This is a genomic window from Azoarcus indigens (assembly GCF_004361735.1).
Lineage (GTDB): Bacteria > Pseudomonadota > Gammaproteobacteria > Burkholderiales > Rhodocyclaceae > Azoarcus > Azoarcus indigens.
The window spans coordinates 19,296-30,254 of record NZ_SNVV01000038.1; the positions used below are offsets into that span (position 1 = coordinate 19,296).

The window sequence follows — 10,959 nt, forward strand, 5'->3', positions numbered from 1 at the left end:
GTCTAGAATCCGGCGGGTACCCGTTCCGGGCATGGGAGGAGAGGATGACGGCACCCTGGTGGAAGGACGCGGTGATCTACCAGATCTACCCGCGCAGCTTCATGGACAGCAACGGCGACGGCATCGGCGATCTGCCCGGCATCCTCGCCCGCCTGGACTACCTGCAGTGGCTGGGCGTGAACGCGCTGTGGCTGTGCCCCATCTTCACCTCGCCCAATGACGACAACGGCTACGACATCTCCGACTACCAGGGGATCATGGCCGAGTTCGGCACCATGGAAGACTTCGACCGCCTGCTGGACGAGGTGCATCGCCGCGGCATGCGGCTGATCCTGGACCTGGTGCTCAACCACACCAGCGACGAGCATCCCTGGTTCAAGGCCTCGCGCAGTTCCCGCGACGACCCCAAGCGCGACTGGTACATCTGGCGCGACGGCCGCGGCGGACCGGGCAGCAGTCCGCGGCGGGGCCTCAACGGCGGTCCGGACGGCGGCCCGCCGAACAACTGGGAGAGCATCTTCAAGGGCCCGGCCTGGCAGTACGACGCCGCTACCGGCCAGTATTTCCTGCACCTGTTCTCGCCGCGCCAGCCCGACCTCAACTGGGAGAACCCGGCGGTGCGCAAGGCGATGGCGGCCACCGCGCGGTGGTGGCTGGACAAGGGCGTAGACGGCTTCCGCATCGACGCCATCACCCACCTGAAGAAAACGCCCGGCCTGCCGGACGCGCCCAACCCGGACGGACTGCCCTTCGCCTGGGCCTATCCGCATCACCGCAACGTGCCCGGCGTGCTGGACTTCGTCGAGGAACTGGCCGCCGACGCCTTCCGCGACTACGACGCCGCCACCATAGGCGAGGCCAACGGCGTGGCCGCCGACCAGGCGGAGGCCTGGGTGAGCGGCCAGCGACTGTCCATGATCCTGCAGTTCGAGCACTCTCACCTGTGGTCCAGCCAGCCCCACGCCGGGCTGGACCTGCCGGCGCTGCGCCGCATCCTCGGGCGCTGGCAGCACGCCCTGCACGGCCGCGGCTGGAATGCGCTGTTCATCGAGAACCACGACCTGCCGCGGGTGCTGTCGCGCTGGGGCGACCCCCAGCGCCATCGCCGCGCGAGCGCTACCGCGCTGGCCACCATGTACTTCCTGATGGAAGGCACGCCCTTCATCTACCAGGGCCAGGAGCTGGGCATGGCCAACACCCGCTTCGACACCCTGGACGACTTCGTGGACGTCTATGCGCGCAACCGCATCCGCCGCATGCGCGAAGCCGGCCAGGACGACGACGCCATCCTCAGGGAGCTGGCGGTCACCTCGCGCGACAACGCACGCACGCCCATGCCCTGGGATGCCAGCGCCAACGCCGGCTTCAGCAGCGGCACGCCGTGGCTGCGGCCCAACCCGGACTACCGCGAGATCAACGTCGCCGGCGAGCGCGCGGACCCCGCCTCGGTGCTCAACTACTACCGCCGCCTGATCGCCCTGCGCGCCGCCGAACCGGCCCTGCGCCACGGCCGCTACGGCGCGCTGCTGGAACGCAACCCGCAGATCTACGCCTACACCCGGCGCCAGGGCGGCAGCGGTTTCCTGGTGCTGTGCAACCTCAGCGGCCAGCCGGCCCCCTACCAGCACCGCGGCCTGCGGCTGCGCCACGAGGCGCTGGTGCTGGCCAACCGCGAGGTGGCGCCGCATCCGCCCGGCATCGCCTGCCTGCTGGCGCCCTACGAGGCACGGGTGTACCGGGTGGATTTCGGTGCCGAATGACCCTGCCGGCGGTGTGACTGCGGGTTCCGCGCCGGCCATAGACAGAGCGTCCCGCCCGGCTGGCCTAGAATCCGTCCCCACCGGTGCCGTCCGCGGCGCCGGTTTTCTTTTTCCGCCGCTCCTCGCTACAGACCCACGCCATGACCGCCATTCCGCCCTGCCCCCTGTGCTCGCTCGAAAACACCTACCCTGACGGCGACAACTACATCTGCGCCGACTGCGGCCATGAATGGTCACCGACCGCCGCGGCCGAAGAGGAAAGCACCGTGGTGCGCGACGCCAACGGCAATCCGCTGGCCGACGGCGACGCAGTGGTGCTGATCAAGGACCTGAAGGTGAAGGGTTCCTCCATCACCCTGAAGATGGGTACCAAGGTGAAGAGCATCCGCCTGGTGGACGGCGACCATGAGGTCGACTGCAAGATGGACGGCGGCAACTTCATGCTCAAGGCCTGCTACCTGCGCAAGGCCTGAGCGCCTCGGCCGGTTGCCGGCGGCCGTTCCAGGCGAAGTCCCCGGGCTCCACCAGGGCGGGCTTGCCGAAGCTGTTCCTGCGCAGCGCCCTTCGGCTGCGCCGAAGGCGAACGGCATCGCCCGCCGGCCTGCCACCCGACAGCGTCAAGCCACCGACAACTCCCGCGCCGTCAGCCACACCCGCATGTCGAACTCCAACTGGTGGTAGGCCGGCTCCATGTGGCAGCACAGCTGGTAGAAGGCCTTGTCGTGGTCCTTCTCCTTCAGGTGCGCCAGCTCATGCACCACCACCATGCGCAGCCCCTCCGGCGGCGCCTCGCGGAACAGGGTGGCGATGCGGATCTCGTTGCGCCGCTTCAGCCTGGCGCCCTGCACCCGGCTGACGAAGGCATTGCTGCCCAGCGTCCCGCGCACCGGATGCATCGCCGCGTCGTAGCACACCTTGGACAGCGGCGAGGTGTTGCGCAGATAGCGCTGGCGCAGCGCGTTCACATAGTCGTAGAGCGCGCGGTCGGTCTGCACCGTGTGCCGCTCCGGGTAGCGCGCAGCGATCCACTGCGCCAGCTCGCCCCGCGCAATCAGCCCGCGAACCCGGTCCAGCAGTTCGGCGGGATAGCCAGCGAGGTAGGGCAGATCATTCATCGGATACGGGGAAAAAACGTCTGGAGCGGAACCGGCGGAACGCAACTCTAGCCCAGCGCGGCGGCGGCAGGGAGGGCCACGACCGGGACACCCCGGAACCGCTGCCGCTCGCTCAGGCACATGGTTTGCGTCCTCTCTCCCCCTGCGGGACGAATACGGAAAAAGCCGAAGCGCCCGGGGGCCGGCAGGCCACAAGACCGGGACGCGGAGCGGGGGCAAGCGGAGAAGGCGAGCGCCCGCCGGCTTCAAAGGCAGTCGCCCCTTTGGGGCGCCCCTCTCCCCGCCTTCTCCCGCGAGGGGAAAGGGAGACGCTCTCCCTCCGCGCCACGATCGGGCCGTCGCCATCCCTGCTTTGTTGACCAAAGCCGCTGCACCCCGGCCCACCCTCTGCAACAATGGCGGCTTCGCCCGCCTGGGAGATACCCATGTCCGACGTCCTGCTGGTCCTCACCAACCTGCCCGATACCGAACATGCCGCCAAGCTGGCCGCCAGCCTGGTGGAGGAACGCCTGGCCGCCTGCGTGAACATCCTGGCGCCGTGCACCTCGGTGTACCGCTGGCAGGACACCATACAGACCGGTAGCGAAATTCCGCTGCTGATCAAGACCACCGTGGAGCGTTACCCGGCGCTGGAGACGGCTATCCGCGCCCGCCATCCCTACGAACTTCCGGAGGTGATCGCGGTCCCTGTCGAGCGCGGCCTGCCTGAGTATCTGCAGTGGGTGGATACCGAAACCACGCCGATCGCACCCAACTGAGCCCCGCCCGGCGCCTTCCTGACCGGTCACTTTCAAGCTCTCCAGCCACCTCAGCCCCCAACCCCACCGCAACCCGGAAGCACCTCGTGACGCACCGCCTGCCGCTCCTGCTCGCCGTTCTGGCCAGCCTGTTGTTCGCCCTCCTCCCCGCCCGCGCCGCCGAGCCGATGCAACCCGAGCAGGCCTTCGCCATGAGCGCCCATGCGCTGGGGCCGGACAGCGTGGAGGTGGTGTTCCGCGTCGCCAAGGACTACTACCTCTACGCCGACAAGTTCCGCTTCGAGACCGAGCCGGAAACCGTGGTGCTGGGCGAGCCGCAGCGGCCCAAGGGCAAGCTGAAGCACGATGAGTTCTTCGGCGAGGTGGAAACCCACCGCGGCGAGTTGCGCATCCTGCTGCCGGTGAGCGCACCGGCCGAGGTCAAGACCTTCCGTCTCATCGCCTTCAGCCAAGGCTGCTGGGATGGTGGCGTGTGCTACCCGCCGACCGAGCAGAGCGCCGAGATCGACCTTACCGCCAGCGCCGCCCCCGGTGGCGGCCTGCTGGACCGGGCACTGAAAGCCGGCGGCAACGACACGGCCGCAGCGGACAAGGCTGCCACCGACACCAGCGCCGACGAGAGCGGCCGCATCGCCGCGCTGCTGGGCGACGCCAGCCTGCCGCTGGTGCTGGCGAGCTTCTTCGGCTTCGGCCTGCTGCTCGCCTTCACGCCCTGCACCTTCCCGATGATCCCCATCCTGTCCGGCATCATCGTCGGCCAGGGCCACGCGGTATCCCACGCCCGCGCCTTCGCGCTGTCGCTGGCCTACGTGCTCGGCATGGCGGTGACCTACGCCATCGCCGGCGTCGCCGCCGGGCTCAGCGGCACGCTGCTGGTGGCGGCGCTGCAGAACGTCTGGGTGCTATCCGCCTTCGCCCTGCTGTTCGTGTTGCTGGCGCTGTCCATGTTCGGCTTCTACGAGCTGCAGCTGCCCACCGCACTGCAAAGCCGGCTGGCGGCCGGCAGCCAGGGCAAGGGCGGCCACCTCGGCAGCGTCGCCGCCATGGGCGCGCTGTCGGCGCTCATCGTCGGCCCCTGCGTGGCGGCGCCGCTGGCCGGCGCCCTGCTCTACATCGCCCAGACCGGCGACGCCGCGCTGGGCGGCATGGCGCTGTTCACGATGGCGCTGGGCATGGGTGCGCCGCTGCTGGCGGTGGGCCTGGCCGCGCGCTCGGTGCTGCCCAAGGCGGGACCGTGGATGGAAGGAGTGAAAAAGGCCTTCGGCGTGATCCTGCTGGGCGTCGCCCTGTGGCTGCTGATGCCGGTGCTGCCGCCGCTGGCGGGCATGCTGGGCTGGGCGGCACTGCTGCTGTTCTCCGGCATCTTCCTGCACGCGCTGGACCCGCTGCCGCCGCAGGCCAGGGGCTGGCAGCGTTTCTGGAAGGCGGCCGGCGTGGTGCTGACGCTGGCCGGCGCGGCCATGCTGGTCGGCGCCCTGGCCGGCTCGCGCGATCCGCTGCAGCCGCTGGCGGTGCTGCGCGCCGAAGCTTCCACGCCAGCCGCCACCCCGCTGCGCTTCGAGGCGGTGTCCTCCATCGCCGAGCTGGACGCCCGGCTGGCGGGCGCAGACCGCCCGGTGATGCTGGATTTCTACGCGGACTGGTGCGTCTCCTGCAAGGAGATGGAGCGCTACACCTTCACCGATCCGCAGGTGGCCGAACGCATGAGCCGCATGCTGCTGCTGAAGGCGGACGTGACCGCCAACACCGGGGAGCACAAGGCGCTGCTCAAGCGCTTCGGCCTGTTCGGCCCGCCCGGCACCATCTTCTTCGACGCCGCCGGCCAGGAGCGCCAGGGCCTGCGCGTGGTCGGCTTCATGCGCGCCCAGCCCTTCGCCGAGATCCTGGACCGCGCCCTGCGCTGAGGCGGCGGCGGTCGGCAAGCCGGCCTGAGGCGGCGGTTTTCGCCTACAATTGCCGCCTTTCCCCTTTTCCATCAGTCCCTTCATGTTCTCCGGCATCGTGGCCGCCTGCGGCCGTATCGAACGCATCGAACCGCTGGCCGATGGTCTGCGGCTCACCGTGGACACCGGCACGCTGGACCTCGCCGACGTGCAGATCGGCGACAGCATCGCCAATAGCGGCGTCTGCCTCACCGTCATCGCCCGCGATGGCCAGCGCGTCAATTTCGACGTCTCCCGCGAAACCCTCAACTGCACCGTCGGCCTGGACCAGCAGGGCGGCGAGGTGAACCTGGAGAAGGCCTTGACCCTGGCCGACCGCCTCGGCGGCCACCTCGTCACCGGCCATGTGGACGGCGTCGGCGAAGTAAGGAAATTCGAGCCGGTGGGCGAGAGCCACGAGCTGGTGATCCGCGCGCCGGGCAGCATCGCCGGCTACATCGCGCGCAAGGGTTCGGTCACGGTGAACGGCGTGAGCCTGACGGTGAACCGGGTGGAGGGCGCGGACTTCTCCATCAACCTGATCCCGCACACGGTGACGGTCACCAACCTCAAGCATCTGAAGGCCGGCAGCAAGGTGAACCTGGAGATCGACCTGATCGCCCGCTACGTCGAACGCATGCTCGCCTGGCGAGAGGAAGAAGCGAAGGAAGCCCGATGAGCGCGCTGGCCCCCATCACCGAAATCATCGCCGACATCCGTGCCGGCAAGATGGTCATCCTGGTGGACGAGGAAGACCGCGAGAACGAGGGCGACGTCGTCCTCGCCGCCGAGTTCGTGACCCCGGAAGCGATCAACTTCATGGTCACCCACTGCCGTGGCCTGGTCTGCCTGACGCTGACCGAGGAGCGCTGCCGCCAGCTCGGCCTGGAGCAGATGGTGCGCAACAACCGCACCCCGCACGGTACCGCCTTCACCGCCTCCATCGAAGCCGCCACCGGCGTCACCACCGGCATCTCCGCCCACGACCGCGCCCGCACCGTGCAGGTGGCGGTAGCGCGCCACGCCAAGCCGGACGACATCGTCACCCCCGGCCACATCTTCCCGCTCACCGCGCAGAAGGGCGGCGTGCTGATCCGCGCCGGCCACACCGAGGCCGGCTGCGACCTCGCCCAGCTCGCCGGCCTGGAGCCGGCGGCGGTGATCTGCGAGATCCTGAAGGAAGACGGCACCATGGCGCGCCTGCCCGACCTCATCGAGTTCGGCGCCGCCCACGGCATCAAGATCGGCGCCATCCGCGACCTGATCGAATACCGCGCCGCCACCGAGCACCTGGTGGAACAGGTCGCCGAGAAGGAAGTGGAAACCGCCTACGGTCGCTTCCACATGTTCGCCTTCGAGGACAAGACCTCCGGCGATGTGCACTTCGCCCTCACCCACGGCAACATCGACGCCGGCCGCGAAACCCTGGTGCGGGTGCACGAGCCGATCTCGGTGGTGGACTTCCTCGACCCCCACGCGGCCAGCCACAGCGTGCCGGTGAACGATGCGCTGCGCACCGTGTCGCAGGCGGAATCCGGCGTCATCGTGCTGCTCTACCGCCCGCAGTCCGGCCGCGAGCTGCTCGCCAGCCTCACCGGCACCGCCGACCGCCCGGTGAAATGGGATCCGCGCCTGTTCGGCGTCGGCGCCCAGATCCTCAAATCCCTGGGAGTGGGCCGCATGCGCCTGCTCTCCAACCCCCGCAAGATCCCCAGCATGGCCGGCTTCGGCCTGGAGATCACCGGCTTCCAGGATCAAGCCTGAGCCTGCGGATCACGAACACCCCAACTTCAAGCGAACAACCATGCCCCGCTACGAAAACATCGCCGAATTCGAACCCGAGCTGTCCGGCAAGGGCCTGCGCATCGGCATCGTCATGAGCCGCTTCAACCAGGACGTGTGTGAGGGCCTGCTCTCCGCCTGCACCAACGAACTGCTGGCGCTGGGCGTGTCCGCCGAGCTCATCCGCATCGCCACCGTGCCCGGCGCGCTGGAAATCCCGCTGGTGCTGCAGAAGATGGCGCTCAGCGGCAAGTTCGACGCACTGGTCGCCCTCGGCGCGGTGATCCGCGGCGAGACCTACCACTTCGAACTGGTCTCCAACGAGATGGGCGCCGGCATCACCCGCGTCGGCCTGGACACCGGCCTGCCGATCGCCAACGGCGTGCTCACCACCGAGGACGACGACCAGGCACTCGCCCGCATGCAGGAGAAGGGCAGCGACTGCGCCCGTGCCGCGGTCGAGATGGCCAACCTGCTGAAGGCCCTGTGATGAGCGGAAAGATGGCCCGCCGCCGCGCCCGGGAACTCGCCCTGCAGGGCGTGTACCAGTGGCTGCTGTCCGGCAACTCGGTTTCCATGGTGGAAGCCCACATCGAAGCGGAATCCGAAGGCTTCGACAAGGTAGACCGCGAGTTCTTCGTCGGCCTGCTGCGTGGCACCCTGAACGATGTGGAAGGGCTGCAGGCGGAGTTCGCGCCCTTCATCCACCGTACCGTGGAAGAACTGTCGCCGGTGGAGCGCGCGGTGCTGCTGCTTTCCACTCACGAACTCAAGCACAGCATCGAGACGCCCTACCGGGTGGTGATCAACGAAGCCATCGAACTGGCCAAGGGCTACGGCGGCACCGACGGACACCGCTTCGTCAACGGCGTGCTGGACAAGCTGGCGGCCAAGCTGCGTGCGGTGGAAGTGCAGGCGGCGCGCGACGCCAAGAGCTAGCGCCCTGCACCTGCGGCCTCTATGGTCGCCTGGGCATCACCCATAAAAAAAACCCGCCATCGGCGGGTTTTTCCTTTTCCTGCCTCCCCAGCAAAGGGAAGGCTCGCTCAGCGCAGCGATCAGCCGCGCGAACCGCGCTCGCGGCGCTGCTCGCCACGACCGCCGCCATGGTTGCCACCATGGCCACGCGCGCCCTGGCCGCCACCCGGGCGGCCGCTGCCGAAGCGCGAACGACCCGCGCCGGCCGGACGCGGCGCGGACGGACGCCGCGGCGCCGGCTCCATGCCGGGGATGGTGTGCACTTCGAGGCGGTTGCCGGTGTAACGCTCGATCGCCCGGATCAACCCGGTCTCACGCGGGCCGGACAGGGTGATGGCGACACCGTCGCGACCGGCGCGGCCGGTACGGCCGATGCGGTGTACATAGTCTTCCACCTGGCGCGGCGGATCGAAGTTGATGACGTGGCTGATGCCGGCGACGTCGATACCGCGGGCGGCAACGTCGGTCGCCACCAGCACACCGATGCGGCCCTGGCGCAGGCGCTGCAGGGTACGGTTGCGCACCGTCTGGTGCATGTCGCCATGCAGCGCGGCAGCGGTGAAGCCCTTTTCCTGGAGCGTCAGCGACAGCTCGTCGGCGCTCCTCTTGGTGGCAGTGAACACCACCGCCTGCTGCAGGCCATCGCTGGCCAGCAGGGCTTCCAGCAGACGGTTCTTGTGGCTGAGGTCGTCGGCGAACATCAGGCGCTGCTCGATGTTGCCGCGGCTCTCGTCGCCACCTGCGATCTCGATGCGCTGCGGGTTGCGCGTCAGGCGCTCGGCCAGCTTGCCGACCACGCCTTCCAGCGTCGCCGAGAACAGCAGGGTCTGGCGGCTGGCCGGGGTGGCGGCGACGATGGCGTCGATGTCCTCGACGAAGCCCATGTCCAGCATGCGGTCGGCCTCGTCCAGCACCAGCACCTCGATGTCGGAGAGCTTGAGCTTGCGGCGCTGCAAGTGGTCGATCAGGCGGCCGGGGGTGGCGACGATCACGTCCACCGGACGCGACAGTTGCTTCACCTGGGCAAAGAAGGGCGCGCCCCCTACCAGGCAGGCGGTGTTCAGCCAGCGCAGGTTGCGGCCGTAGGTCTTCACCGCCTGCTCCACCTGCAGGGCGAGTTCGCGGGTGGGCGTCAGCACCAGCACGCGCGGGCCGCTGCCCGGCGCCGGCCGGTTGCCGATCAGGCGATGCAGCGAAGGCAGCGTGAAGGCAGCGGTCTTGCCGCTGCCGGTATGGGAGGAGACCAGCAGGTCACCGCCACCGATGGCGGCGGGAATGGCCTGCTGCTGCACCGGCGTGGGGGTGGTATAGCCAGTGCTTTCAATAGCTTGGAGCAGTTCTTCGGCAAGGCCGAGATTCTGGAACGTCATGGTGCTTCCTGTACGACAGCCCGGCTTGTGGCCGGACCGGGTTCGGGTTCGCTGCTGCGAACCAATGGCATCGCGCCGCACCGTCCGCGGATAGGCGGAAACAGTACGCGAAAGGCGACAAGCGCGCGATGGGCGTGGGCCGGTCGACGACGGCATCAAGCCGGATCGACCGCGCATCGGCACCAACCGGTTGTCACGATGCCAGTCGTAGAGAACGAATGGGGTTCGGCGGGAGGTCGGGGGCGATGGGGCTGTGGATACAGTCCCTGGGGCCGTTCGGCGGGCGGAATGCCCGGCTGCGAAACTGTCTGGCCCTGCTGCTGCATTGCACAACTAACAGCAGTATAAAGGTTTTTGATGCTTTCGTGCGTTAAAAAAGCAACGGCCCGGCACCATCAGGTGCACGGGCCGTTTGGCAAACAGCGCAAAAGCGCGGCTTACTTGCCGTTTACAGCGCCCTTCAGGGTCGCGCCAGCGGTGAACTTCGGCACGCTGGACTCGGCGATCTTGATGGTGGCGCCGGTCTGCGGGTTGCGGCCAGTACGAGCGGCGCGCTTGGAAACCTCGAACGAGCCAAAGCCGGTGAAGGCGACCTTCTCGCCCTTCGCGAGTTGCTCGGAAACGATGTCGAGCACGGCGGACAGAGCACGATCGGCTTGCGCACGGGAAACGTCCAGACGATCGGCCAGGGCTTCGACGAATTCACCTTTGTTCATGCTTTTCCTCAGTTGATGAGAGTGAAGTGAAGATGGGTTCTACGCGGCGGATTCTAGCATTGTCGCGGGCTTCGGGGCGTTCCGTAACATCCGGTAGTGGCATCGGCATACCTACGTACCCCACTTTAGGAAATGGAGATCCGCCACGCGAAAAAGACGAAAACGGCGGAAATCATGCCGGCATGTGCCAGCAATAGCTCGCTAATCCGGAGATCAGACAAACAGCATGCAGCACGGCGGTTGCGGAAACCCCGGCAGCTCTTGCCAAAGGACTCGCCGTTCGTCGCAGACAAACGGCGATGAATACCGATGAAGCCCAGTAAAAACAAGGGGAAGGGTGGTCAAGCTCGTGACAGGAGTTACGCCTTTGGTCTAAACCAGAAAGCCCTCAAGCCGCCAGCATCGCCTGATGCTTGCCGCCCAGCCCCAGATACGCCTCGATGACCCTGGGATCATCCTTCAACAGCGCCGCCGGCCCCTCCATCGCGATCTGGCCGGTCTCCAGCACATAGGCGTAGTCGGCCACCTGGAGGGCCGCGCGGGCGTTCTGCTCCACCA

At 68.0% G+C, this 10,959-nt stretch carries 11 protein-coding genes and 1 pseudogene; 8 read left to right on the top strand and 4 right to left on the bottom strand.

Translation table 11 applies throughout. From position 1 onward, the window contains the following. Positions 1-44: 44 nt before the first annotated feature. A complete protein-coding gene (locus tag C7389_RS23850; protein WP_211168584.1) occupies positions 45-1,760 on the top strand; it encodes a glycoside hydrolase family 13 protein in 1,716 nt (571 codons plus the stop codon). A gap of 140 nt (positions 1,761-1,900) precedes the next feature. Further along, a complete protein-coding gene (locus tag C7389_RS23855; RefSeq protein WP_133595169.1) occupies positions 1,901-2,233 on the top strand; it encodes a zinc ribbon domain-containing protein YjdM in 333 nt (110 codons plus the stop codon). Between the two features lie 144 nt (positions 2,234-2,377). Here C7389_RS23855 and C7389_RS23865 read toward each other — a convergent pair whose 3' ends face one another. Continuing rightward, on the bottom strand, positions 2,378-2,875 hold the full coding sequence (locus C7389_RS23865; RefSeq protein ID WP_133595171.1) for a YgjP-like metallopeptidase domain-containing protein: 498 nt from the start codon (positions 2,873-2,875) through the stop codon (positions 2,378-2,380). A gap of 425 nt (positions 2,876-3,300) precedes the next feature. On the opposite strand from C7389_RS23865, the gene cutA reads away from it, so the two are divergent. The 6 genes from cutA to nusB all read left to right on the top strand — a co-directional run bounded on the left by cutA (position 3,301) and on the right by nusB (position 8,276). Beyond that, positions 3,301-3,633 carry a divalent-cation tolerance protein CutA gene (gene cutA / locus C7389_RS23870; RefSeq protein WP_211168585.1) on the top strand — a complete coding sequence of 111 codons (333 nt, stop codon included), beginning with the start codon at positions 3,301-3,303 and terminating at the stop codon, positions 3,631-3,633. Positions 3,634-3,719: 86 nt separating this feature from the next. Beyond that, complete coding sequence (gene dsbD / locus C7389_RS23875) at positions 3,720-5,537, top strand: protein-disulfide reductase DsbD (RefSeq protein WP_133595173.1); 1,818 nt, start codon at positions 3,720-3,722, stop codon at positions 5,535-5,537. Between the two features lie 82 nt (positions 5,538-5,619). After that, positions 5,620-6,234: a riboflavin synthase gene (locus tag C7389_RS23880; protein WP_133595174.1), complete on the top strand. Its 615-nt coding sequence runs from the start codon at positions 5,620-5,622 to the stop codon at positions 6,232-6,234. Then, positions 6,231-7,319 carry a bifunctional 3,4-dihydroxy-2-butanone-4-phosphate synthase/GTP cyclohydrolase II gene (ribBA, locus tag C7389_RS23885; RefSeq protein WP_133595175.1) on the top strand — a complete coding sequence of 363 codons (1,089 nt, stop codon included), beginning with the start codon at positions 6,231-6,233 and terminating at the stop codon, positions 7,317-7,319. Before C7389_RS23880 ends, ribBA begins: the two co-directional genes overlap by 4 nt. Positions 7,320-7,359: 40 nt before the next feature. Beyond that, entirely contained in the window at positions 7,360-7,827 is a 468-nt protein-coding gene (gene ribH / locus C7389_RS23890) for a 6,7-dimethyl-8-ribityllumazine synthase (protein ID WP_133595176.1), read from the top strand. Next, positions 7,827-8,276 carry a transcription antitermination factor NusB gene (nusB, locus tag C7389_RS23895; RefSeq protein ID WP_133595177.1) on the top strand — a complete coding sequence of 150 codons (450 nt, stop codon included), beginning with the start codon at positions 7,827-7,829 and terminating at the stop codon, positions 8,274-8,276. Before ribH ends, nusB begins: the two co-directional genes overlap by 1 nt. Positions 8,277-8,395: 119 nt before the next feature. On the opposite strand, the gene C7389_RS23900 is transcribed toward nusB, so the two are convergent. The 3 genes and pseudogenes from C7389_RS23900 to C7389_RS23910 all read right to left on the bottom strand — a co-directional run. Beyond that, positions 8,396-9,685 carry a DEAD/DEAH box helicase gene (locus C7389_RS23900; protein ID WP_133595178.1) on the bottom strand — a complete coding sequence of 430 codons (1,290 nt, stop codon included), beginning with the start codon at positions 9,683-9,685 and terminating at the stop codon, positions 8,396-8,398. 437 nt (positions 9,686-10,122) lie between these two features. Next, positions 10,123-10,401 carry an HU family DNA-binding protein gene (locus tag C7389_RS23905; protein WP_133595179.1) on the bottom strand — a complete coding sequence of 93 codons (279 nt, stop codon included), beginning with the start codon at positions 10,399-10,401 and terminating at the stop codon, positions 10,123-10,125. A 388-nt stretch (positions 10,402-10,789) separates the two neighbouring features. Further along, positions 10,790-10,959, bottom strand: a pseudogene (locus C7389_RS23910) (ABC transporter ATP-binding protein); the annotation flags it as partial.